22 protein-coding genes and 1 tRNA gene are annotated in these 22,396 nt (G+C 71.6%); 12 read left to right on the top strand and 11 right to left on the bottom strand.

Going from position 1 to position 22,396, the window contains the following annotated elements; genetic code table 11:
- Position 1: 1 nt before the first annotated feature.
- Positions 2-385, bottom strand: coding sequence for a hypothetical protein (locus tag ACGFYY_RS32235; protein ID WP_393714818.1), 384 nt, complete (start codon positions 383-385; stop codon positions 2-4).
- 116 nt (positions 386-501) lie between these two features.
- Between ACGFYY_RS32235 and sigJ the strand changes: the two genes are divergently transcribed.
- Positions 502-1,458 (top strand): RNA polymerase sigma factor SigJ, encoded by a 957-nt coding sequence (sigJ, locus tag ACGFYY_RS32230; RefSeq protein WP_393714816.1) that lies wholly within the window; start codon positions 502-504, stop codon positions 1,456-1,458.
- Positions 1,459-1,602: 144 nt separating this feature from the next.
- Here sigJ and ACGFYY_RS32225 read toward each other — a convergent pair.
- Positions 1,603-1,690, bottom strand: a tRNA-Leu gene (locus tag ACGFYY_RS32225).
- Between the two features lie 165 nt (positions 1,691-1,855).
- Here ACGFYY_RS32225 and ACGFYY_RS32220 point away from each other — a divergent pair.
- The 3 genes from ACGFYY_RS32220 (at position 1,856) to ACGFYY_RS32210 (ending at position 4,449) form a co-directional block, all read left to right on the top strand.
- Positions 1,856-3,181 (top strand): M20/M25/M40 family metallo-hydrolase, encoded by a 1,326-nt coding sequence (locus ACGFYY_RS32220; protein WP_393714814.1) that lies wholly within the window; start codon positions 1,856-1,858, stop codon positions 3,179-3,181.
- A 130-nt stretch (positions 3,182-3,311) separates the two neighbouring features.
- Complete coding sequence (gene chpH, locus ACGFYY_RS32215; protein ID WP_030723300.1) at positions 3,312-3,545, top strand: chaplin ChpH; 234 nt, start codon at positions 3,312-3,314, stop codon at positions 3,543-3,545.
- 160 nt (positions 3,546-3,705) lie between these two features.
- A complete protein-coding gene (locus ACGFYY_RS32210) occupies positions 3,706-4,449 on the top strand; it encodes a chaplin (RefSeq protein WP_393714812.1) in 744 nt (247 codons plus the stop codon).
- Positions 4,450-4,488: 39 nt separating this feature from the next.
- Here ACGFYY_RS32210 and ACGFYY_RS32205 read toward each other — a convergent pair whose 3' ends face one another.
- Positions 4,489-4,677 (bottom strand): DUF5703 family protein, encoded by a 189-nt coding sequence (locus ACGFYY_RS32205; protein ID WP_030009118.1) that lies wholly within the window; start codon positions 4,675-4,677, stop codon positions 4,489-4,491.
- Between the two features lie 47 nt (positions 4,678-4,724).
- Between ACGFYY_RS32205 and ACGFYY_RS32200 the strand changes: the two genes are divergently transcribed.
- Positions 4,725-5,381, top strand: coding sequence for a hypothetical protein (locus tag ACGFYY_RS32200; protein WP_393714810.1), 657 nt, complete (start codon positions 4,725-4,727; stop codon positions 5,379-5,381).
- A 74-nt stretch (positions 5,382-5,455) separates the two neighbouring features.
- Here ACGFYY_RS32200 and ACGFYY_RS32195 read toward each other — a convergent pair whose 3' ends face one another.
- The gene (locus ACGFYY_RS32195) at positions 5,456-7,696 is read right to left on the bottom strand and encodes an ATP-binding domain-containing protein (protein WP_393714808.1); all 2,241 of its coding nucleotides are present in this window, start codon (positions 7,694-7,696) and stop codon (positions 5,456-5,458) included.
- Positions 7,693-8,676: an aldo/keto reductase gene (locus ACGFYY_RS32190; RefSeq protein WP_365279579.1), complete on the bottom strand. Its 984-nt coding sequence runs from the start codon at positions 8,674-8,676 to the stop codon at positions 7,693-7,695. Before ACGFYY_RS32190 ends, ACGFYY_RS32195 begins: the two co-directional genes overlap by 4 nt.
- Before the next feature lie 100 nt (positions 8,677-8,776).
- Between ACGFYY_RS32190 and ACGFYY_RS32185 the strand changes: the two genes are divergently transcribed.
- Together ACGFYY_RS32185 and ACGFYY_RS32180 are read left to right on the top strand one after the other, a co-directional pair.
- Positions 8,777-9,826, top strand: coding sequence for an LLM class F420-dependent oxidoreductase (locus ACGFYY_RS32185; RefSeq protein WP_393714806.1), 1,050 nt, complete (start codon positions 8,777-8,779; stop codon positions 9,824-9,826).
- A 237-nt stretch (positions 9,827-10,063) separates the two neighbouring features.
- Positions 10,064-10,894, top strand: a complete 831-nt coding sequence (locus ACGFYY_RS32180) for a ferritin-like domain-containing protein (RefSeq protein WP_393714804.1) — start codon at positions 10,064-10,066, stop codon at positions 10,892-10,894.
- On the opposite strand, the gene corA is transcribed toward ACGFYY_RS32180, so the two are convergent.
- Positions 10,872-11,864, bottom strand: coding sequence for a magnesium/cobalt transporter CorA (corA, locus tag ACGFYY_RS32175; protein ID WP_393714802.1), 993 nt, complete (start codon positions 11,862-11,864; stop codon positions 10,872-10,874). The two genes, ACGFYY_RS32180 and corA, sit on opposite strands and share 23 nt — an antisense overlap.
- 54 nt (positions 11,865-11,918) lie before the next feature.
- Between corA and ACGFYY_RS32170 the strand changes: the two genes are divergently transcribed.
- The 4 genes from ACGFYY_RS32170 (at position 11,919) to mshC (ending at position 15,467) form a co-directional block, all read left to right on the top strand.
- Entirely contained in the window at positions 11,919-12,638 is a 720-nt protein-coding gene (locus ACGFYY_RS32170) for a histidine phosphatase family protein (RefSeq protein WP_365279589.1), read from the top strand.
- 77 nt (positions 12,639-12,715) lie between these two features.
- Entirely contained in the window at positions 12,716-13,306 is a 591-nt protein-coding gene (locus ACGFYY_RS32165) for a DUF3090 domain-containing protein (protein WP_030011536.1), read from the top strand.
- The gene (locus ACGFYY_RS32160; RefSeq protein ID WP_393714892.1) at positions 13,270-14,127 is read left to right on the top strand and encodes an SCO1664 family protein; all 858 of its coding nucleotides are present in this window, start codon (positions 13,270-13,272) and stop codon (positions 14,125-14,127) included. Before ACGFYY_RS32165 ends, ACGFYY_RS32160 begins: the two co-directional genes overlap by 37 nt.
- Positions 14,128-14,237: 110 nt before the next feature.
- The gene (gene mshC, locus ACGFYY_RS32155) at positions 14,238-15,467 is read left to right on the top strand and encodes a cysteine--1-D-myo-inosityl 2-amino-2-deoxy-alpha-D-glucopyranoside ligase (protein ID WP_393714799.1); all 1,230 of its coding nucleotides are present in this window, start codon (positions 14,238-14,240) and stop codon (positions 15,465-15,467) included.
- A gap of 191 nt (positions 15,468-15,658) precedes the next feature.
- On the opposite strand, the gene ACGFYY_RS32150 is transcribed toward mshC, so the two are convergent.
- The 5 genes from ACGFYY_RS32150 to ACGFYY_RS32130 form a co-directional block, all read right to left on the bottom strand.
- Positions 15,659-16,657: a PAC2 family protein gene (locus tag ACGFYY_RS32150; RefSeq protein ID WP_393714797.1), complete on the bottom strand. Its 999-nt coding sequence runs from the start codon at positions 16,655-16,657 to the stop codon at positions 15,659-15,661.
- 126 nt (positions 16,658-16,783) lie between these two features.
- Positions 16,784-18,391 (bottom strand): glycerol-3-phosphate dehydrogenase/oxidase, encoded by a 1,608-nt coding sequence (locus ACGFYY_RS32145; protein ID WP_365281136.1) that lies wholly within the window; start codon positions 18,389-18,391, stop codon positions 16,784-16,786.
- 41 nt (positions 18,392-18,432) lie between these two features.
- Positions 18,433-19,959 (bottom strand): glycerol kinase GlpK, encoded by a 1,527-nt coding sequence (glpK, locus tag ACGFYY_RS32140; RefSeq protein ID WP_202202278.1) that lies wholly within the window; start codon positions 19,957-19,959, stop codon positions 18,433-18,435.
- 81 nt (positions 19,960-20,040) lie between these two features.
- Positions 20,041-20,823 carry an MIP/aquaporin family protein gene (locus ACGFYY_RS32135; protein WP_365281139.1) on the bottom strand — a complete coding sequence of 261 codons (783 nt, stop codon included), beginning with the start codon at positions 20,821-20,823 and terminating at the stop codon, positions 20,041-20,043.
- A 312-nt stretch (positions 20,824-21,135) separates the two neighbouring features.
- The gene (locus ACGFYY_RS32130) at positions 21,136-21,903 is read right to left on the bottom strand and encodes an IclR family transcriptional regulator (protein WP_365281142.1); all 768 of its coding nucleotides are present in this window, start codon (positions 21,901-21,903) and stop codon (positions 21,136-21,138) included.
- Positions 21,904-22,178: 275 nt separating this feature from the next.
- On the opposite strand from ACGFYY_RS32130, the gene ACGFYY_RS32125 reads away from it, so the two are divergent.
- A partial coding sequence (locus ACGFYY_RS32125) for a homocysteine S-methyltransferase family protein (RefSeq protein WP_393714793.1) occupies positions 22,179-22,396 on the top strand: 218 nt, incomplete at its 3' end.

The raw sequence follows: 22,396 nt of genomic DNA, 5'->3' as shown, positions 1-22,396 counted from the left end.
ATCAGGACCGGTGGGCCGACGGCCTGCGGCTCAGGGCCAGCAGGCTCAGCGCGAACATCAGGACACCCAAGGGGACATGGACCGACGGCACGCGCGCGATACCCAGGACCACCTGCACCGACGCGAGGACCAGGAACCCCGACGAGTACAGGATGGGCCGGGGCGAACCGCCGCCCGGCCGCCATGCCAGGACCGCGGCGATCACGTACAGCATGGTCGCCCCGTACATCACGCGCGCCCCGATGCCGTGCAGCAGCTCGCCGTGGGTCGAGGACAGCAGCACCCCGGCGGTGACCGCCTGGAAGAAGATGCCCAAGGTCTGCAGCCAGACGGAGACCTGTAGGAACGTGGAGGTACGCGGCTTCTCCGTCGTCAGTGTGGCCATGGTGGCGGTCCCCTCTTCTGCCTCACGGCGTAGATCGATAAGGTCTCGGTAGTCCGACGACGTGGGCCCGCGAAATGTGAGGCGAGGCGCCGAAGGACGGACCAGGGGGAGCGCTCGTGAGCAGGAGTACGTCGTCCACGCGTGGGGTCGGCCGGTCCGATCCGGGCCTGGACGCGATCGTCGGAGAGCGGGGACACCTCACCAACCTCGCCTACCGGCTGCTCGGTTCGCTGGCCGAGGCCGAGGACGCCGTACAGGAGACCTACGCCCGCTGGTACGCGATGCCGAGGCGGAAGCAGGAGGCCGTCGAGTCGCCCGGCGCCTGGCTGACGACGGTCGCCGGCCGCATCTGCCTGGACCTGCTCGGCTCGGCGCGGGCCCGACGGGAGCGCTACGTCGGCGAATGGGTCCCCGAGCCGCTGCCCGACCGCACTGAGTGGATCAGCGTCCCGGCGGGCGGCGGGTCCGGCCCGGTCGACCCGGCCGACCGGGTCACCCTGGACGAGTCGGTCAACATGGCCTTCCTCGTCGTACTGGAGTCGATGACACCGGCCGAACGCGTCGCCTTCATCCTCCACGACGTCTTCCGCTACCCCTTCGCCGAGATAGCCGTGATCGTCGGCCGGACGCCGGCGGCCTGCCGCCAATTGGCCACCTCCGCCCGCCGACGCGTGAGCGCCGCCGAGCCCCCGACCGCCCCGACGGCCGGACAGGCACCGCTGGTACGGGACTTCAAGGAGGCGTGGGAAGCCCGGGACATCAAGGCCCTCGTCGGCCTGCTGGCCCCCGACGCCGCGATGATCGCCGACGGCGGCGGACTGGTCGGCGCCGCCCTGCGCCCGATCGAGGGCGCCGCGCGCATCGCCGAGTACCTGATCCAGATCGCCGACCGGGCCCCCGGCCTGACGCTCCTGGAACGCTCGGTCAACGGCCGGCCCGGCCTGGTCGCCCAGCACACCGGGGTCACCGTGACCGTGGCGGCGTTCGAGCTGAGCGGCGACCGCGTCACCCGCATCTGGGCGGTCCGCAATCCGGAGAAGCTCCGCCCCTGGCTGGAGGACGGACAGGGCTGACCGGCCGACCCCGCACCTCCCCGGCGCCGAGCCGTAACCACCGGCTCCACCGGGGATCGCGGCCGCCACCCGCCGAGGAAAACGAAAGAGCCGGTCAGAGCGACTTCACGTCGCTCTGACCGGCTCTTCCAGGTCGTATGACCATGGTGTCCGAGGGGGGACTTGAACCCCCACGCCCGATAAAGGGCACTAGCACCTCAAGCTAGCGCGTCTGCCATTCCGCCACCCGGACAAGGTGTCTGTCTCGCGTCCCTCGCGGGCCGTTCCGACGTGGAAAACATTACCAAACATTCCGGGGTCCTCGATCACACCCCCCGACGGCCGGGGATCGCCCTTGGGCGGAGCGGCCCGGAGCGGGAGGATGGGGGTTCGGTACCGATCAGTGGGAGGAAGCAGCGTGAGCGAGTCGAGCACGGGCAGGACCGTCTCCGGCGAGGACGAGGTGGTCGACCTCTGTCGGGACCTCATCCGGATCGACACCAGCAACTACGGGGACCACTCGGGCCCCGGGGAGCGCAAGGCGGCGGAATGGGTCGCCGAGAAGCTCGCCGAGGTCGGCCTGGAGCCGCAGATCTTCGAATCGCACAAGGGGCGCGCCTCGACCGTGGCGCGGATCGAGGGGGAGGACCCCTCGCGGCCGGCGCTGTTGATCCACGGGCACACGGACGTGGTTCCGGCCAACGCCGCCGACTGGACGTACGACCCCTTCGCGGGCGAGATCGCCGACGGCTGCCTGTGGGGCCGCGGCGCCGTCGACATGAAGGACATGGACGCGATGACGCTGGCCGTCGTACGCGACCGGATGCGCAGCGGACGCAAGCCCCCGCGGGACATCGTGCTGGCCTTCCTCGCCGACGAGGAGGCGGGTGGCATCTACGGGGCCCGGCACCTCGTCGACAAGCACCCGGGCCTGTTCGAGGGCGTCACCGAGGCGATCGGCGAGGTCGGCGGCTTCTCCTTCACGGTGAACGAGAACCTGCGGCTCTACCTCGTGGAGACCGCCCAGAAGGGCATGCACTGGATGCGGCTCACGGTGGACGGCACCGCGGGCCACGGCTCCATGACCAACAGCGACAACGCCATCACGGAGCTGTGCGAGGCCGTCGGCAGACTCGGCCGCCACCAGTGGCCGGTCCGTGTGACCAAGACGGTACGCAGCTTCCTGGACGAGCTCTCCGACGCGCTCGGGACCCCCCTGGACCCCGACAACATGGACGCGACGCTCGCCAAACTCGGCGGCATCGCCAAGATGGTCGGCGCGACCCTGCGCAACTCGGCGGCCCCGACGATGCTCGGCGCCGGCTACAAGGTCAACGTCATCCCGGGCCAGGCGACGGCCCACGTCGACGGCCGCTTCCTGCCCGGCTACGAGGACGAGTTCTTCGCCGACCTGGACCGGATCCTCGGCCCGCGCGTGAAGCGGGAGGACGTGCACGGGGACAAGGCCCTCGAGACGGACTTCGACGGCCGGCTGGTGGACGCCATGCAGGGCGCCCTGAAGGCCGAGGACCCGATCGCGCGGGCGGTCCCGTACATGCTCTCGGGCGGTACGGATGCCAAGTCCTTCGACGACCTCGGCATCCGCTGCTTCGGCTTCGCGCCGCTGCAGCTGCCGCCGGAGCTGGACTTCGCCGGGATGTTCCACGGCGTGGACGAGCGGGTGCCGGTGGACGGGCTGAAGTTCGGCGTGCGGGTGCTCGACCGATTCATCGACAACGCCTGAGATTCGAGAAGGTGTGCGCATTCCACTGAGAAGAGTGAATGCACTCATACGCTCGTAGCCCCGGTGATCCCTCCTCGTTACAGGTGTTGCGGTCCGCGGCTGGGACCGCAATTGCCTACTAGGAGGAACAATGATCAAGAAGGTTGTCGCCGCTGCGGCTGCCACGGGTGGCCTGGTTCTCGCGGGTGCGGGTCTGGCTGCCGCTGACGCGGGTGCCCAGGGTGCGGCCATCGGTTCGCCCGGTGTCCTGTCCGGCAACGTGCTCCAGGTCCCCGTCCACGTTCCCGTGAACGTCTGCGGCAACACGGTCTCCGTGATCGGCCTGCTGAACCCGGCCTTCGGCAACACCTGCGTCAACGCCTGACGCGTCTGAAGTCTTCGGCCCCGGAGCGCATCCCAGCGCTCCGGGGCCACCGGGCTTTTCGGCCCGGATTTCTCTCACTTCCGGCGTACCAGGCGGGGGAGCCAGGACGGCCGGGCCGTCGAACGACGGCCGAAACGCACACACCAGGGGACGAGTACAGATGCGACGACCGGCACAGGTCACCAGGAAGACCCTGATCACCATGGCGGCCGCGGGGGGTGTCCTCGCGATGGGCGGGGGCTACGCACACGCGGACTCCGGCGCCTCGGGGCACGCCACGAACTCTCCGGGCCTGCTGTCCGGGAACAACCTGCAGGTGCCCGTGGACGCACCGGTGAACGCCTGCGGGAACACGATCACCGTGGTGGGGGCCCTCAACCCGGCCTTCGGGAACCACTGCGCGAACGGCTCGGGCCACGCCGAGCCGAAGCCGCCCAAGCCCCCGAAGCCGCAGCACCCGGGCGACGACGAACCGTGCGACGACCACCCCGGCAACCCCGGTGGTCCGGGTACGCCCGGCAACCCCGGGGGTCCGGGCAACCCGGGTAACCCTGGCGGTCCTGGTACCCCGGGCAACCCCGGCGGTCCGGGTACTCCCGGCAACCCCGGCGGTCCGGGTACCCCTGGCGGTCCGGGTACCCCTGGCAATCCGGGTACCCCTGGCAATCCGGGCGGACCCGGTACGCCCGGGAACCCGGGTGGTCCGGGGACGCCGACCAACCCCGGCACCGGTTCCGGCACCCCGGTCACGCACCCCGGTCCGGGCACCGGGAACACCCCGGGTCAGGCCGGCGGTCTCGCCGCCACCGGGTCCGGTGACGTCCTCACCGCCGGGCTGCCGCTCGCGGGCGGCCTGCTGCTCGCCGGCGCCGTGCTCTACCGGCGGGCCCGAAACGCCGCCTGACGGATGTTCACGACGCGGGCCCCGACCCCGGGGCCCGCGTCACCAGGTCGCGCGGACCTGACGGATGATCCGGCGGCGCAGTCGCACACGACGACTGCCGTCCCGGTACAGGCTCAGCCGGTCGAGTTCCCAGTTCCCGTACTCGGCATGGTCGGTCAGCAGGCGGGTCGCCTCCTTGCGAGGAACACCGCGGGGCACGTACACGTCGACAAATTCGTATTCCGGCATCGCATCTATTGTGCGGGCAGAGCCCCGCTACGGATAGCGTCTGCTCTATGTCTGATGCCGATCTGCCCACTGTTGCCGAGGTACGCGCCGCCGCCGAGGCGGTCAAGGCCGCGCTCGACCGTCACCTCGCCGCGGTCGAGCGCAGGATCGGGGACGAGGATCCGGACGTCTACGCCGCGTTCAACGAACTCGCCGCCGCGGCCGAGGTGTACGACGAACTCCTCTACGACCGTTACGACGAGGTCACCCCCTTCGAGATCCCCACGCCCGAGGACGGCGTCCCGTACACCGGACCCGCCGAGCCCGCCGCCTTCAGCGTCCTCATCCGCCGTGACTACGCCGTGGTCGAACCGGCCCGGCTGATCGCCCAGGCCGAGCGGGTCGCCGCGCACGACCGGGACGCCGAGTTCGTCCAGGACGGCGGCAGCGCCGACGCACTGGGTGTCCTCTTCGGGGAGTACGAGCCCGACGAGATCGCCTCCCGCTTCAAGGACTTCGGGCTCGAGGAGGGTGACTCCACGCTCTGGATCGCGGCCTCCGAGGAGGTGCCGGAGCCGGGGGAGTGGCTGGGTTCGCCCTTCGGGCACATCGATCCGCAGGACGTGCTGCACCGGTTCGACGTCAGCTCCGTCTTCGACGAGGAGACCGACGAGTTCGACGAGGACGAGGCGGGGGCCGCCGAGCCCGGTCTGACCCCGGCCTGACCCGGCTCGTCTCCGACTCCGCAGGTCCCGCAGACCGTGGCCCCCGCCCTTTTCGGGCGGGGGCCACGGCCGGTTCACCGCGGTTGCGCGCCCGCCGTCGCGAGGGCCGTCAGCAGGCCCGTCAGTCGCGTCGTACGCGGCTTCGCGGGCACCTCGGCCACCGCGTGCGGCAGCGCCTGGTCGACCCCGTGCACCACGGACAGGTGCCGCTCGCCCCGTCCGAACGCCGTGTAGACCCAGTCCCGCGACAGCGCCTGCGCCGCGTCGCCCGGCAGGACGACGACCACCGCCGGCCAGCGCGTGCCCACGGCCTGGTGCGCCGTCATCGCCCAGCCGTGCCGCACCTGGGACTCGACGAGCTCCTTCGGTACGACGATCCGCGCGCCCGCCCGGTCCAGGTGCAGACCCTCGGCGTCGGCCGACACCACCCGGGCCGGCAGGGCCCGCCCGGCGGACGGCACGTGCACGACCCGGTCGCCGGGGTCGAAACCGCCGAAGCGGCCCGGACCCGGGTTCAGGCGCTCCTTCAGGGCGGCGTTCAGCGCCCGGGTGCCCGCCGATCCGCCGTGGCCCGGGGTGATCACCTGCACGCTGTCCGCCGGAATGCCGAAGGCCCGCGGCACCGACTCCGCCACCAGTTGCACGGCCCGGTGCACGGCCTCCCCGGCGTCCTTCACGGGGACGATGACGACCTCCTTGCCGGGGGCGTCGACCTGGTTCAGCTCCCCGATGCCGATCCCGGAGACGAGCTCGCCGAGCGGGCCCGGGTCGGGGGTACGGGAGATCGACCGCGGGCAGGTACGGGCCGCCAGCACATCGGCGAACACCTGCCCGGCCCCGGCGGACCCGAGCACCCCGGGGTCCCCGGAGAGCACCAGCCGAGCCCCGTCCGGTACGGACTCCACCAGCGCGGCCGCGGTCTCCACGTCCAGCTGCGGGGCGTCCAGCACGACGAGCAGGTCCAGCGAGAACTGCCCGTCCGTGTCCCGCCCGGGCCCCTCGGCCCCGGACAGCAGCCCCGCCACGGTGACCCGGTCCGGGCCGCCGCCGGGGGCGTGCGCGGCCAGGCAGACCCGCAGGCCCAGCTCCCGGGCCGCGGCGGCCAGGGCCACCGGTTCGGCGCGGGCGGCCTCCCCGCCGGTGTGGGTGACCAGGCCGTGGTCCGCGACCGCGCGGATCAGTTCGGCGGCGGAGGGGTTCGGCGCGGACCCGGCGGCCCGCTCCCAGTCCTCGGACGCGTCGAAGGTGCCGGCGGCCAGCCGGGCCAGGCCGTCGGCCAGGCTCTCCTCGGCCATGGCGGCGCCCTCCAGGCCCACCAGCACACGTACGGGCTGCGCCGATTCCTCGGTGTCTTCGGCGTCCTCGGTGACCGGCGGCCCGAGGGGCTCGTGGAAGACCAGCACCGAGCCTTCGGCGATGGCCAGTTCCAGGGCTTCGTCCGGATCCGGTACGCCGTACTGGGCCAGGGCCTTCTCCAGCACCGGGGCCTCCAGCGCGGTGTGCCCCTTCAGCCCGGCCTGGGCCAGCAGCCATCCCACCAGGACGGTGGTGCGCCGCTCGTCCCCCGGACCCGCCTCGGCGCCGAGCAGGGCCCGGGCGAAGCCGTCGGCCTGGGTCGGGCGTACGGCCGGGAGCGACAGCAGCCGCCAGGGGTTCTCCGTGAGCTGCCCGGCGGCGTCCTCGCCCAGGGCCGCGGCGGCCTGACCGGCCAGGGCCTCGGGGGCGCCGCCGCGGGCCAGGACGGCCCGTACGCCCTCGACGGTGTCGGCGGAGGGCGCGGGGACGTTCACCGCCGCCGGGGCGGCGGGGCGCGGCGCCGGGGGCGCGGCGGGCGCCTTGCGGGGGGCGGCCGGAGCCTCGTCGAAGTACACGGTGGAGGGCTTCGCGCCGCCCTCCACGGCCCGTACGGCGGCCAGCAGGTCGGCGGCCTTCCCGCTGAGCTTCGCCCCGGCCTCGACGGGTGCCTCCCGCTCGGCCTTGCGCCGGGCGATCCGCTCCCGCTCGACCTTCTGGGCGGCCAGTTCGGCCTGGGCCTCGCTGAGGGCCGGAGCCGCCGCTTCGCCTGCGGCGGGCTCGGTGGACGCGGCGGCCTCGGCGGCCTCCGCGTCCGGGCCGTCGGGCTCCGCGGCTTCCGCGTCCGGGCCCGCCTCGGCCTCCGCGTCCGGGCCCGCTTCGACTTCGCCCTCGGCGTCGGCGTCCGCCGTGTCCGGGTCCGGGTCCGGGTTCGCTTCCGCTTCGGCGGCTGCGGACGGCTCGGCCTCCGGGGTGGCCGGGTTCTCCGCGGCAGCGGTATCGGCCTGAGGGTCCGTACTCACAGCGTGCTCCAGTCCTGATCGGGGTAGCGGTGCACCGGAGCCGAAACATCGTCCAGCGCCCGGCAGATCTCCTCCGGAAGACTAAGGGCCTCCACCGACAGTGCCGCCGCGAGCTGCGCGGACGTCCGCGCGCCGACGATCGGCGCCACCACCCCCGGCCGGTCCCGGATCCACGCCAGGGCCACCTGGAGCGGGGTCACGGCCAGCCCCTGTGCCGCCGTCACCACCGCGTCGACGATCCGCCCCGCCGGCTCGTCGAGGTACGGGTCCACCAGGGCGGCCAGCGACTCCGAGGCGCCCCGGGAGTCGGCCGGGGTGCCGTCCCGGTACTTGCCCGTCAGCACCCCGCGGCCCAGCGGTGAGGACGGCAGCAGGCCGATCCCGAGATCCAGCGCGGCCGGTAGCACCTCACGCTCCACCCCGCGCTGGAGCAGCGAGTACTCCATCTGCGTCGAGGCGATCCGGGTGCGCACCCCGGGGGCCGCGAGCTGCCAGGTCGCCGCCTTCGCCAGCTGCCAGCCGCTGAAGCCGGCCAGCCCCGCGTACCGGGCCCGGCCGCTGCTCACCGCCAGGTCCAGCGCCTGCAGGGTCTCCTCCAGCGGGGTCGCGGGGTCGAAGGCGTGCACCTGCCACAGGTCGACGTAGTCGGTCCCCAGCCGGTCCAGGGAGGCGTCGAGGGCGGCGAGCAGATGCCCACGCGAGCCGTCGAACCTCCGGTCGGGGTCCGGCACGCTGCCCGCCTTGGTCGCGATCACCAGGTCCCGGCGCGGGACCAGCCCGCCCACCAACTGCCCGAGGAGGTACTCCGCCTCACCACCGCCGTACACGTCGGCGGTGTCGACGAGCGTGCCGCCCGCCTCCCAGAACGTCTTCACCTGCTCGGCGGCCGCTTCCTCGCCGGTGTCGCGGCCCCAGGTGAGGGTGCCGAGGCCGATCCGGGAGACGCGCAGTCCGGTGCGGCCGAGATGCCTCTGCTCCATGAGCGCTGAGACTACTGGGGCGCTGACGCGAAGCACCTTGGCGCGCTACAGTCCCCGCACACCAACGTTACTGATCGGTAAACCGGTAAGGGGACGATACATGCGGCTCGGCATCAATCTTGGTTACTGGGGCGCGGGCATGGACGCCGACAACCTCGCCGTCGCCCAGGAGGCCGACCGCCTGGGTTACGACGTCTGCTGGGCCGCCGAGGCCTACGGCTCCGACGCCCCGACCGTGCTCGCCTGGGTCGCCGCCCAGACCGAGCGCATCGACGTGGGTTCGGCGATCCTCCAGATCCCGGCCCGCCAGCCCGCGATGACCGCCATGACCGCGGCCACCCTCGACTCCCTGACCAAGGGCCGCTTCCGGCTCGGTCTCGGCGTCTCCGGTCCGCAGGTCTCCGAGGGCTGGTACGGCGTCAAGTTCGACAAGCCGCTGGCCCGCACCCGCGAGTACGTGGAGATCGTCCGCAAGGCCATGACCCGCGAGCGGCTCTCGTACGAGGGCGACCACTGGACCCTGCCGCTGCCGGGCGGGCCGGGCAAGCCGCTCAAGCTGACCGTGCACCCCGAGCGCGAGCACATCCCGCTCTACATCGCCGCCATCGGGCCGAAGAACCTGGAGCAGACCGGCGAGATCGCCGACGGCGCGCTGCTGATCTTCCCGGCCGCCGAGCACCTGGAGGCCACCGCGCTCACCCACATCCGGGCCGGCCGCGAGAAGGCCGGGCTCACGATGGAGGGCTTCGACGTCTGCCCGACCGTGCCGCTGGCCCTCGGCGAGGACGTGAACGCGCTCGCGGACATGTTCCGCCCCTACACCGCCCTGTACGTGGGCGGCATGGGCAGCCGGAAGCAGAACTTCTACAACCAGTTGGCCCAGCGCATGGGCTACGAGAAGGAAGCCGCCGAGATCCAGGACAAGTACCTGGCGGGCGACAAGAACGGCGCGGCCGAGGCGGTCCCGCACTCGCTGATCGACTCGACCACGCTGCTCGGCCCGGTAGCCAGGATCGCCGACGGGATGCGGGCCTACGCCGAGGCCGGGGTCACCACCCTCACGCTGGCCCCGGCCGGATTCACGCTGGACGAGCGGATCGCCGCCCTGCGCGCCGGCACCGAGGCCATGGAGCTGGCGGGTCTCGCCTGATCGCCTGATCGCCTGATCGGTCGATCCGGATGCCGGCGGGTGACGCCGGCATCCGGTGAACGCTCTGCGGCCGTGGTGGGGGCTCGGGGGGTCTTCCCCGCCACGGCCGACACAGCGAACAACGCCGGGAACGCCCGCCGGGTTACGCACGGCGGCCCGCCCCCCGATTTCGTTCATTCGGACGAGTCGTGCGACCCCTCGGTTGCCCGCGCCGTCCACCGGCGTTTGACTCGTTCCATGCTCTCTGCCCGCAGCCTGTTCCAGGAGATCGTCGACAACGACGACTCCTTCCAGCTGTTCTGCTCCATCGCCGCCAGCGGGGAGACCCAGGGCGGCTGGGAGAACGCCCGTATCGCGGCCCTGGTGCCGGACGGCATGCGCCACCTCGCGCCCAAGATCACCCGACACGGTGCCGACGAGGACAAGCACGGCCGGATCTTCCACGCCCTGCTCCGCAAACGAGGCCTGCCCGCCGTCCCCGTGCCCCCCGAGACCGACTACACGATGCTGCTGGAGCGCCGCGGCATCGGCCTCGCGCACGAGAAGCTGCGTCGGGAGGTGGCGCTGACCGAGGAGGACATCGTCGTCTACCTCGCGCACAGCCGCGTCACCGAACAGCGCGCCGCCGACCAGATGGACATGCTCGTCAGGTATTTCGGCGACCACGCCGAGGTGGGCAAGGCGATCCACATGATCAGCCACGACGAGGACAACCACCTCGCCTACTGCCACGAGGAACTGCTGCGCCTCGCCCGGTCCGGATACGGCCGGACCATCCAGCGGGTGCTCCGCGAGAGCGCGCTCGCCGAGATCTCCGTCTACCGCGACGTGAGCCTCGCCGTCATGGGCCACATGGGACGGCTCCTGCACTGGTCCGCCCCGAAGGCGGCCGCGCTCGCCACCGGCATCCGCGCGATGTACGCCTACGAGCGGTTCAGCGGCTGGCACCGGATGGTCGACCTGCGACTGCCGGTGCGCCTGGACGCCCTCGGCGGCCCACCGGACGCCGCGCCCGGCCCCACCCGCACCGCGCGCGAGCGGGAACTCAGAGCCAGCCCCGGCGCTTGAACATCCGGTGCAGGCCCAGGCACGCACCCGCCATGACCAGCAGCACCGCCGGATAGCCCCAGGTGTGCCGTAGTTCCGGCATGTGGTCGAAGTTCATCCCGTAGATGCCCGCCACCATCGTGGGGACGGCTGCCATCGCCGCCCAGGCAGAGATCTTGCGCATGTCGTCGTTCTGCCGCAGACCCATCTGCGCGAGATGCGCGGCCAGCGCGTCCGACAGCAGCCGGTCCAGCCCCTCGATGTACTCGTTCGCCTTGGTCAGGTGGTCGGCGACATCGCGGAAGAACGGCTGGGCGTGCTCGTGGACGAACGGGACCTCCCCGAAGGCGAGGCGGTCCATCGGCTGGAGCAGCGGACTCGTCGCCCGCCGGAACTCCAGCACCTGACGCTTGAACCCGTAGATCCGGGCGGCGGTGTTCTTGGTGTCCGAGGCGCTCGGGGCGAAGACCTCGGCCTCCAGCTCCTCCAGGTCCTCCTGGAGCTCGGCGGCCACCTCGATGTAGTGGTCGACCACCGCGTCGGACACCGCGTACAACACCGCCGTCGGGCCGTGCCGCAGCACGTCCGGCTCCCGCTCCAGCCGGTGGCGCACGGCGGCCAGCGGGGCCCCCTCGCCGTGCCGGACCGTGACGACGAACGAATCCCCTATGAAGACCATCAGCTCGCCCGCGGTCACCGTGTCCGAGTCCTCGTCGTACCGCACCGGCTTGAGGACGACGAACAGCGAATCGTCGTACACCTCCAGCTTCGGGCGCTGGTGCGCGGTCAGCGCGTCCTCCACCGCCAACGGATGCAGCCCGAACTCCTGGCTGACATGGTCGAATTCCTTCGCCGTCGGCTCGTGCATGCCGATCCACAGGAAGGCGTCACCGGTCGCCCGCGCCTGGTCGAGGGCGTCCGAGAAATCGTCCGGCCCCTCGGTACGGCGGCCGTCCCGGTAAATCGCGCAGTCCACAATCACGCGGGGCATTCTTCCCTGCCCACCGCCCGCCCGCACACCCGCGGCAGCGCATACGCTGGCCCCATGGCCACGCTGATCCTCGTACGACACGGGCGGTCCACCGCCAACACCGCTGGGCTGCTCGCCGGATGGACCCCCGGAGTGGCCCTCGACGAGCGCGGCGCGGAGCAGGCCGCCGCGCTCCCCGGCCGGCTGGCGGGGGTGCCGCTGGCCGCCGCCGTCACCAGCCCGTTGCAGCGCTGCCGGGAGACCCTCGCGCCACTGCTGGCCGCCCGGCCGGAGCTGGAACTGCACACCGACGAGCGGATCGGCGAGTGCCACTACGGCGAGTGGTCGGGCCGCAAGCTGTCCGAACTCTCCGACGAACCGCTGATGAAGATCGTCCAGCAGCATCCGTCGGCCGCCGCCTTCCCCGGCGGCGAGTCCATGCGCGCCATGCAGGCGCGCGCGGTGGACGCCGTACGCGACTGGGACGCCCGGATCGAGCAGGAGCACGGCAGCGACGCCGTCCTCCTCATGTGCTCGCACGGCGACATCATCAAGTCCCTTGTCGCCGACGCCCTGGGCATGCACCTGGACCTCTTCCAGCGCATCCATGTCGACCCCTGCTCGGTGACCGCCATCCGGTACACCACCACCCGGCCGTTCGTGTTCCGGCTCGGTGACACCGGGGACTTCGGCTCACTCGTCCGACGCCCCGCCGCACCGGAGACCGTCGCATCGGACAAAGACACCGAAGACGCCGGGAACGCCGTCGTGGGAGGCGGCGCGGGCGCGGCTTGATCGCCCGGAGCAGTAGGGTGGACGGGCCAACACAAGGGCGCAGACCTGCCCCTGCCGCCGAGACTTGGAGACTGGACGTGCCCCGTCAGGTGTTCCTCTACGACCCCCCGGACCGCTTCGTGGCCGGCACGGTCGGTCTGCCGGGACGCCGTACGTTCTTCCTGCAGGCCTCCGCCGGCCCCCGTGTCACCAGCGTCTCCCTGGAGAAGACCCAGGTAGCGGCGCTGGCCGAGCGGATGGACGAGCTGCTGGACGAGGTCGTACGGCGCACCGGCGGCAACGCCCCGGTCCCGGCCGTCGCCCCCGCCGAGGCCGCCGACACCGCACCGCTGGACGTCCCGGTCGACGAGGAGTTCCGCGTCGGCACCATGGCCCTGGCCTGGGACGGCGAGGAACAGCGCATGATCGTCGAGGCCCAGGCGCTGGTCGAACTCGACGCGGACTCCGACGAGGACCTCGCCGAGGCCGAGGAGCGACTGCTCCAGGACGAGGAGAACGGCCCGCCCATGCTGCGGGTCCGCCTCACCGGCGCCCAGGCCCGAGCCTTCGCCAAGCGGGCCCTGGACGTGGTCAACGCCGGCCGCCCGCCCTGCCCGCTGTGCAGCCTCCCGCTGGACCCGGAGGGCCACGTCTGCCCGCGCCAGAACGGCTACCGGCGCCAGGCGTGACGGACACGGGGGAGCTGGAGGAACTGCTCGCCAAGGGCGAGCTCACCGTCGTCGGCCGGATCCGCGAGGCGTCCAACGCCGTCCTGCTGTGCAGCGTCACGTACGGGGGCGTGAGCGCCGACTGCGTGTACAAACCGGTCAAGGGTGAGCGGCCGCTGTGGGACTTCCCCGACGGGAACCTCGCCCGCCGGGAGGTCGCCGCCTACCTGATCTCCGAAGCCACCGGATGGGGCCTGGTCCCCGCCACCGTGCTCCGCGACGGCCCGTACGGCGAGGGCATGGTCCAGCGCTGGATCGACGCGGAGCAACCCGTTCCGGGCGCTCCGGACTCCCCGCTCGGCCCGCTCCTCGGGCTCGTCGACGGTGAGCAGGCGGGCGAGGGCTGGAAGGCCGTCGCCCTCGCCGAGGTCGGTGAGGGCCGCACCGCGCTGCTCGTGCACGCCGACGACCCCCGGCTGCGCCGGATCGCCGTACTCGACGCCGTGATCAACAACGGCGACCGCAAGGGCGGCCACCTGCTGCCCGCACCCGACGGCCGGCTCTACGGCATCGACCACGGTGTGACCTTCCACGCCGAGGACAAGCTGCGCACCCTCCTGTGGGGCTGGGCGGGCGAGCCGCTGACCGACGAGGCACGCGAGGTACTGGCCGTGCTGGCCGCCGGGCTGGCCGACGGAGCCCCGCTCGCCACCCGGCTGGCCGAACTGATCACACCGGTCGAGCTGGCCGCCGTACGGGACCGGGTGGAGCACCTGCTGCGCACCGGCACCCATCCGCGGCCGTCCGGGCAGTGGCCGTCGATCCCCTGGCCACCGGTCTGAATCGGCCACCGGCCATACGCATAGAACCGGCCAGACCGCAAGAGTGCCGATCAAGACAACCGTGCAGGTCCAGTTCGTTTCCGGAACATCCGTCCGGTTAGGCTCGACACATGCATGCCTGGCCCGCTTCTGAGGTCCCCGCCCTTCCTGGCAAGGGCCGCGACCTCCAGATCCACGACACCGCGACCCAAGGGACGATCACCCTCGCCCCCGGTCCCGTCGCCCGTATCTACGTCTGCGGCATCACTCCGTACGACGCGACCCACATCGGTCACGCGGCGACCTACAACGCGTTCGACCTCGTACAGCGCGTGTGGCTCGACACCAAGCGGCAGGTCATCTACGTCCAGAACGTCACGGACGTCGACGATCCACTGCTGGAGCGGGCGCTGCGCGACAACCAGGACTGGACCGAGCTGGCCGAGCGCGAGACCGCGCTCTTCCGCGAGGACATGACCGCCCTGCGGATGCTGCCCCCGCAGCACTACATCGGCGCCGTCGAGGCCATACCCGGCATCGTGCCGCTCGTCGAGCGGCTGCGGGACGCCGGAGCCGCCTACGAGCTGGACGGCGACACCTACTTCTCGGTCGAGGCGGACCCGCACTTCGGCGGCGTCTCGAACCTCGACGCCGAGGCGATGCGACTGCTCTCGGCGGAGCGGGGCGGCGACCCCGAGCGGGCCGGGAAGAAGAACCCGCTGGACCCGATGCTGTGGATGGCCGCACGTCCGGGCGAGCCGAGCTGGGACGGCGGCTCGCTGGGCCGCGGCCGGCCGGGCTGGCACATCGAGTGCGTGGCGATCGCCCTCGACCACCTGGGCATGAGCTTCGACATCCAGGGCGGCGGCTCCGACCTGGCGTTCCCGCACCACGAGATGGGCGCCTCGCACGCGCAGGCACTGACGGGCGAATTCCCGATGGCCAAGGCGTACGTGCACGCGGGCATGGTCGCGCTGCACGGCGAGAAGATGTCGAAGTCGAAGGGCAACCTCGTCTTCGTCTCGGCGCTGCGCCGGGCCGGGGTGGACCCGGCGGCGATCCGCCTGGCCCTGCTCTCGCACCACTACCGGGCCGACTGGGAGTGGACGGACGCCGTCCTGGACGAGGCCGTGGCACGGCTGGAGCGCTGGCGCGCGGCCGTGTCCCGGCCGGACGGCATCCCCGCCGACGCCCTGGTCGAAGAGGTCCGCGAGGCCCTGGCGAACGACCTGGACGCGCCGGCGGCCCTGGCGGCCGTGGACCGCTGGGTCGAGCGGCAGATCGCCACGGACGGCGACGACGAGTCGGCCCCCGGCCTGGTCTCCCGCACGGTCGACGCCCTCCTGGGCGTGGCCCTGTGATCCGGCCGTAGCGACACCGATGCCCCTGGCCCACCGGGCCGGGGGCATCTCTCTTTCCCCTACCCCGCCCCTTCCCGAAACCGGGTGCTGCCCGGACCCGGTCCCTGAAATGCCGGACGGCTGGAAATCCAGCCCCGCCGGCGTTTGAGGCGCGGGTCCGGGCAGCGCCCGGGAGAGGGCGGGACGGGGGCCTAGGCGTCCGGGGTGTCGTCCTCACCGGGGGACGGGGCGGTCGGCGGCTCCGGACCCTCCCCGGCGGGGTCCGGCTTGCGCTTCGGAGGGCGGGGGAGGCCCCCGCTCGTGTCGCGGAGGTAGGAGCCGTCGCCCGCCTCCGGGGCCGGGCCCGCCGCCGGGTCACGCCGACGCAGGTACCGCTCGAACTCGCGGGCGATCGCGTCCCCCGACGCCTCCGGCAGGTCGGCCGTGTCCCGCGCCTCCTCCAGCGTCTGGACGTACTCCGCCACCTCGCTGTCCTCGGCGGCCAGTTGGTCCACGCCCAGCTGCCACGCCCGCGCGTCCTCCGGCAGCTCGCCCAGCGGGATCCGGATGTCGATCAGATCCTCCAACCGGTTCAGCAGGGCCAGCGTCGCCTTCGGGTTCGGCGGCTGCGAGACGTAGTGCGGCACCGCCGCCCACAGGGACACCGCCGGGACACCCGCGTGCGTACAGGCCTCCTGCAGGATGCCCACGATGCCCGTCGGACCCTCGTACTTGGTCTCTTCCAGGTCCATCGTCCGCGCCAGGTCCGCGTCCGAGGTGACCCCGCTCACCGGCACCGGCCGGGTGTGAGGGGTGTCCCCGAGCAGCGCGCCCAGGATGACCACCATCTCCACGCCCAGCTCGTGCGCGAAGCCGAGGATCTCGTTGCAGAACGACCGCCACCGCATGGACGGTTCGATCCCCCGGACCAGCACCAGGTCGCGCGGCTTGGCGCCGCCGATCCGGACCACCGACAGCCGGGTCGTCGGCCACGTGATCTTCCGTACCCCGTTGTCCAGCCACACCGTCGGCCGGTTGACCTGGAAGTCGTAGTAGTCCTCGGCGTCGAGTGCCGCGAAGACCTCGCCCTTCCACTCCCGGTCCAGGTGTGCGACCGCACCGGAGGCCGCGTCACCCGCGTCGTTCCAGCCCTCGAACGCGGCCACCATGACCGGGTCGATCAGCTCGGGCACGCCCTCAAGCTCGATCACCCAGGTCTCCTTCCGAAGTTCCCTTGCGTACGTGGTCAGCCTAAGCCTTGATGAGGCACCGGCCACAGCCCACGACAGAGGGGCGGTTCCCCTCGGAACCGCCCCTCTTCCCCACCTGCGGAGGACCTATGCCTTACGGCCCAGCATCTCCTCGACACGGGCCCGGACGGACTCGTCGTCCAAACCGCGGATCGTCACCGTCGTACGGCGGCGCAGCACGTCGTCGACCGTCTCGGCCCACTCGTTGTCACGGGCGTAGGCGACCTGCGCCCAGATCTCCGGACCGTCGGGGTGGATCCGCTCGGCCAGTGCCGGGTCCTCGTTCGCGAGGCGCGCGATGTCGAAGGCCAGCGAGCCGTAGTGGGAGGCCAGGTGACGAGCCGTCAGCGGGTCCATCCGCGTGCCCGGCTCCCGGTCCACCAGCAGGCGGTGCGCGACCGCGTTGGGGTTGGCGACACCGGGCAGCGCGATCCGGCGCACCAGCGACTTCACCGGCTCCATGTCCTCGGTCAGCGGGCTGCCCGGGAGCTTCGCCAGCTTGTCCATGACCACACGGCCGATGTGACGGTACGTCGTCCACTTGCCGCCGGCCACCGACAGCATGCCGCCGGCGCCCTCGGAGACCACGGTCTCGCGCTTGGCCTTCTCGACGCCGCCGGGACCGCCGGGCAGCACCCGCAGGCCCGCGAAGGCGTACGTCATCAGCGAGCGGTCCAGGTCCGCGCCCTTCACCGAGAACGCGGCCTCGTCCAGGATCTGCGCGATGTCGGACTCGGTGGCACGCACGTCCGCCGGGTCGCCCTCGTACACCTCGTCGGTGGTGCCGAGCAGCAGCTGGTCCTCCCAGGGGAGGGCGAAGGTGATGCGGTACTTGTCGATCGGGGTGGCCATGGCGGCCTTCCACGGCGACTTGCGCTTCATGACGATGTGCGCGCCCTTGGAGAGGCGGATCGACGGCATGGAGTGCTTGTCCTCCATGCGCCGCAGGTGGTCCACCCACGGGCCGGTGGCGTTGAGCACGACCCGTGCGTCGACCCCGAACTCGGTACCGTCGAGACGGTCCTTGAGCTCGGCGCCGGTGACCCGGCCGCGCGTCTTGCGCAGTCCGGTGACCTCGGCGTGGTTGAGGACGACCGCACCCGACTCGACGGCCGCGCGGACCGTCATCACGGCGACGCGGGAGTCGTTCATCTGGTGGTCGTAGTAGACCGCGACGGCCTTGAGGTTGTCCGTCTTCAGACCCGGGTTGTCGGCGGCGGCACGGGCCGGGGATATGACCTTGCCCATGCCGTCGCCGAAGGCCGAGAGGGCGGAGTAGGCGAAGACGCCCGCGCCCAGCTTGGCCGCACCCACCGGACCGCCCTTGTAGACCGGCAGGTAGAAGGTGAGCGGGTTGACCAGGTGCGGGGCCACGTCCTTGGCCAGCACCCGACGCTCGTGGTGGTTCTCCGCGACCAGCTTGACCGCACCGGTCTGCAGGTAGCGCAGACCGCCGTGGACGAGCTTGGAGGAGGCCGAGGAGGTGGCGCCGGCGAAGTCACCGGCGTCCACCATGGCAACCCGCAGGCCCGACTGCGCGGCGTGCCACGCCACGGAGGTACCCAGGATTCCACCACCGATGACCAGCAGGTCGTACGTGGCCTTCGACAGCTGCTCACGGGTCTGGGCGCGGCTGACGTTGGCACCGGCGGTCGGGTGCGTGCCCAATGCGGGAACGCTCTGCAGGCTGCTCATATCTCTCTTAGCTCCTCGTCGATTGACTCAGCTGAGTGCGGTCAGCTGGCGTCTTCGTCGTCGACCCAGCCCATGGAACGCTCCACGGCCTTGAGCCAGCTCTTGTACTCGCGGTCCCGCTGCTCGGCGGGCATGCGCGGGGTCCACTCCGCCGCGCGGCGCCAGTTGGCGCGCAGGGCGTCGGTGTCGGGCCAGAAGCCGACGGCCAGGCCGGCGGCGTAGGCGGCGCCGAGGCAGGTGGTCTCGGCGACCATCGGGCGCACCACGGGGGCGTCCAGGAAGTCCGAGAGCGTCTGCATCAGCAGGTTGTTGGAGGTCATGCCGCCGTCGACCTTGAGGGCGGCGAGCTCGACGCCCGAGTCCTTGGTCATGGCGTCGGTGATCTCGCGGGTCTGCCAGGCGGTGGCCTCCAGGACGGCACGGGCGATGTGCGCCTTGGTCACGTACCGGGTGAGACCGGCGATCACACCGCGGGCGTCGGAGCGCCAGTACGGGGCGAACAGGCCGGAGAAGGCCGGCACGAAGTAGGCGCCGCCGTTGTCCTCGACCGAGGAGGCCAGCGTCTCGATCTCGGCCGCGGACTTGATCAGGCCCATCTGGTCGCGCATCCACTGGACGAGCGAGCCGGTGACGGCGATGGAGCCTTCCAGGGCGTAGACCGGCTTCTGGTCGCCGATCTGGTAGCCGACCGTGGTCAGCAGGCCGCTGTAGGAGTTGATGATCTTGTCGCCGGTGTTCATCAGCATGAACGTTCCGGTGCCGTAGGTGGACTTCGCCTCGCCCTCGGCGAAACAGGTCTGGCCGAAGAGGGCGGCCTGCTGGTCACCGAGCGCCGAGGCGACCGGGACACCGGCGAGGACGCCGTCCTTGACGTGGCCGTAGACCTCGGCGGAGGACTTGATCTCGGGGAGCACGTTGAGCGGGACGCCCATCGACTCCGCGATCTTCTCGTCCCAGGCGAGGGTGTGCAGGTTCATCAGCATGGTGCGCGAGGCGTTGGTGACGTCGGTGACGTGCGCACCGCCCTGGGCGCCGCCCGTGAGGTTCCAGATGACCCACGAGTCCATGGTGCCGAAGAGGATGTCGCCGGCCTCGGCGCGCTCGCGCAGGCCCTCGACGTTGTCGAGCAGCCAGCGGACCTTCGGGCCGGCGAAGTAGCTCGCCAGCGGCAGGCCGGTCTCGCGGCGGAAGCGGTCCTGGCCGACGTTGCGACCGAGCTCCTTGCACAGGGCGTCGGTGCGGGTGTCCTGCCAGACCAGCGCGTTGTGGACGGGCTCGCCGGTGTGGCGGTCCCACAGCAGGGTGGTCTCGCGCTGGTTGGTGATGCCGATCGCCTTGACGTCGGCGGCGGTGATCTCGGCCTTGGCGATGGCGCCGGCGACGACCTCCTGGACGTTGGTCCAGATCTCGGTGGCGTCGTGCTCGACCCAGCCCGGCTTCGGGAAGATCTGCTCGTGCTCCTTCTGGTCGACGGCGACGATGCGGCCGTCACGGTCGAAGACGATGCAGCGGGAGGACGTGGTGCCCTGGTCGATCGCGGCGATGAAGGGGCCGGTGCTGGTGGTCATGTTGGCTGCTCCTGGCAGGTCGGGTGAGTAGGCGGAATCAGGAGGGCGGTGCGGATCTTACGATCTTGCCGGTACTGCTGATCAGGCGAACGCGATGTTGTACAGACCACCGGCGAGCGCGGCACCGACGAGCGGGCCGACCACCGGGATCCAGGAGTAACCCCAGTCGGAGCCGCCCTTGTTGGGCAGCGGCAGCAGGGCGTGCACGATACGCGGACCGAGGTCGCGCACCGGGTTGATGGCGTAGCCGGTCGGGCCACCGAGCGAGAGGCCGATGCCGACGACCACGAACGAGGTGATCAGGACGCCGATGACACCGAGGCCCTTGCCGCCGTCCTGGAGGCCCTGGGTGAGGATCGCCAGGACCAGGACCGCGGTACCGATGATCTCGGTCGCCAGGTTCTGCACGACGTTACGGATCTCGGGGCCCGTGGAGAAGATGCCGAGCACCGGACCGGCCACATCGTGCGGGTGCGGGTCCTCGGGGCCGAGCTTGGCGTCGCGGATGTGCTCCGGGTCGGCCAGGTGGACGCGGAACTGCCCGTAGTAGGTCACCCACATCAGCACGGCGCCGAGCATCGCGCCCAGCAGCTGGCCGGCGAAGTAGACCGGGGTGTCGCCCCACTCGCCGGTCTTGACGGCGAGGCCGACGGTGACCGCCGGGTTGAGGTGCGCACCGGAGAGCGGCGCCGAGACGTAGGCGGCGATCAGTACGGCGAAACCCCAGCCGAACGTGATGGCGAGCCAGCCCGCGTTGCGGGCCTTGGAGCTCTTGAGCGTCACTGCGGCGCAGACGCCACCGCCGAGCAGTGTGAGCAGGGCGGTACCGATGGTCTCGCCGATGAAGATGTCGGAGCTGGACACCCGCGACTCCTTTGTACGTCCAGGGGTGGGCGGACACCGGGTCCCTCCGGTGGTTCCGCGCACTCGGTGAGTGCTGCACCGGTCCGTGGCTTGTCGCATCCTAGCGCGTATTGCCGGTAGGTGTTCGACAATGCCGACCGATGAACGGCAGTTTTCCGCCCAAGTGAAGAACGCGTCAAGGGTCGGCCAGGCCAATGTGTCGGATCGTTACCCGTAGGTGCGATCAGCCAAAACCAGCCATCTCAAGGCCGGGATGTGGCGAAAAACAGGCATAAAGAGGCCAGGGTGTGGCCAGGACCTGTTAAAGGAAGCTCAGAACCGGCCTGCGCCGAGGTCGCGTGAAACCGCGCGCGCACAGTCCCGTACCGATGCCACGAGGGCCGCACGGGGCTCCCCGGACTCGCCGCAGACCCGTTCCACGGCGCCGGCGACCGCCACCGCGCCGACCGGCATCCGGCGTCGGTCGTGGATCGGGGCCGCCACCGAGGCGATGCCCTCCCACGTCTCCTCGACGTCCGCGGCCCAGCCGCGGGCCCGGGTCAGGCTCAGGATGTGCTCGAAGTCGGTGCCGTCCGTGACCGTGCGGGGGGTGAAGGCCTCGCGCTCCACCTCGTGCGCCTGGGTGTGCGCCACCGGGTCGTAGGCCGACAGCACCTTGCCCAGCGCGGTCGAGTGCAGCGGCTGCATGGCCCCGACCTCCAGCACCTGACGGCTGTCGTCGGGACGGAACACGTGGTGCATGATCAGCACCCCGCTCTGGTGCAGCACGCCCACGTACACGCTCTCGCCGCTGGCCCGGGCCAGGTCGTCCGTCCACACCAGGGCGCGGGCGCGCAGCTCGTGCACGTCGAGATAGCTGTTGCCCAGGCGTAGCAGCTCCGCGCCCAGCTGGTACCGGCCGGAGGCCGGGTCCTGCTCCACGAAGCCCTCGGCCTGCAGGGTGCGCAGGATGCCGTGGGCGGTCCCCTTGGCCAGGCCCAGCGAGGACGCCACGTCCGAGAGTCCCAGCCGGCGCTCGCCGCCCGCCAGGAGTCGCAGCATCGCAGCGGCTCGTTCGAGCGACTGGATGTTCCGTGCCATCGCGCAGCCTCCTGCAGACCTTCGGTATTACTGACCATCTTGACGCGGTTCGACAATGCTGAACAGTATCGGTCGATGCCGACCTTGCGCATCGTCGGACAGCTGTTCGCCGTACCACCTCCGGGTCCCACCCCCGGGAAGTCCCCGCCACAGAATGCAGTCCGCCACGTGGGACACCCACACCGGGGCGGGTACCTCGCGGTTACTCTGGCCGCGTGCACCCTTGACACAGAGGGGGTGCAAAGCCGACAGCCGTCGCATCCCAGGGAGCACCCATGGCCTCGTTGCCCACCTTGCCCGCTGACACCCAGACCCGGGCCGATGCCCTTCGGGAGGCGCTCGCGACCCGTGTGGTCGTCGCGGACGGTGCCATGGGGACGATGCTCCAGGCGCAGGACCCCAGCTTGGAGGACTTCCAGCAGCTGGAGGGCTGCAACGAGGTTCTGAACGTCACCCGGCCGGACATCGTGCGTTCCGTCCACGAGGCGTACTT

Origin of the sequence: Streptomyces sp. NPDC048331 (genome assembly GCF_043201215.1) — a bacterium.
Lineage (GTDB): Bacteria > Actinomycetota > Actinomycetes > Streptomycetales > Streptomycetaceae > Streptomyces.
The sequence above is the reverse complement of the archived record's forward strand: the minus strand, read 5'-3'. Positions and strand labels throughout refer to the sequence as shown.

Bases quoted from the DNA above. Each gene is read 5' to 3' on its own strand.
- ACGFYY_RS32210 (WP_393714812.1), top strand. From the start codon at position 3,706: ATGCGACGACCGGCACAGGTCACCAGGAAGACCCTGATCACCATGGCG.
- ACGFYY_RS32130 (WP_365281142.1), bottom strand. From the start codon at position 21,903: ATGGCACGGAACATCCAGTCGCTCGAACGAGCCGCTGCGATGCTGCGA.
- ACGFYY_RS32170 (WP_365279589.1), top strand. From the start codon at position 11,919: ATGGCCACGCTGATCCTCGTACGACACGGGCGGTCCACCGCCAACACC.
- ACGFYY_RS32145 (WP_365281136.1), bottom strand. From the start codon at position 18,391: ATGAGCAGCCTGCAGAGCGTTCCCGCATTGGGCACGCACCCGACCGCC.
- ACGFYY_RS32235 (WP_393714818.1), bottom strand. From the start codon at position 385: ATGGCCACACTGACGACGGAGAAGCCGCGTACCTCCACGTTCCTACAG.
- ACGFYY_RS32200 (WP_393714810.1), top strand. From the start codon at position 4,725: ATGTCTGATGCCGATCTGCCCACTGTTGCCGAGGTACGCGCCGCCGCC.
- corA (WP_393714802.1), bottom strand. From the start codon at position 11,864: ATGCCCCGCGTGATTGTGGACTGCGCGATTTACCGGGACGGCCGCCGT.
- ACGFYY_RS32190 (WP_365279579.1), bottom strand. From the start codon at position 8,676: ATGGAGCAGAGGCATCTCGGCCGCACCGGACTGCGCGTCTCCCGGATC.
- chpH (WP_030723300.1), top strand. From the start codon at position 3,312: ATGATCAAGAAGGTTGTCGCCGCTGCGGCTGCCACGGGTGGCCTGGTT.
- mshC (WP_393714799.1), top strand. From the start codon at position 14,238: ATGCATGCCTGGCCCGCTTCTGAGGTCCCCGCCCTTCCTGGCAAGGGC.
- glpK (WP_202202278.1), bottom strand. From the start codon at position 19,959: ATGACCACCAGCACCGGCCCCTTCATCGCCGCGATCGACCAGGGCACC.
- ACGFYY_RS32180 (WP_393714804.1), top strand. From the start codon at position 10,064: ATGCTCTCTGCCCGCAGCCTGTTCCAGGAGATCGTCGACAACGACGAC.
- ACGFYY_RS32185 (WP_393714806.1), top strand. From the start codon at position 8,777: ATGCGGCTCGGCATCAATCTTGGTTACTGGGGCGCGGGCATGGACGCC.
- ACGFYY_RS32205 (WP_030009118.1), bottom strand. From the start codon at position 4,677: ATGCCGGAATACGAATTTGTCGACGTGTACGTGCCCCGCGGTGTTCCT.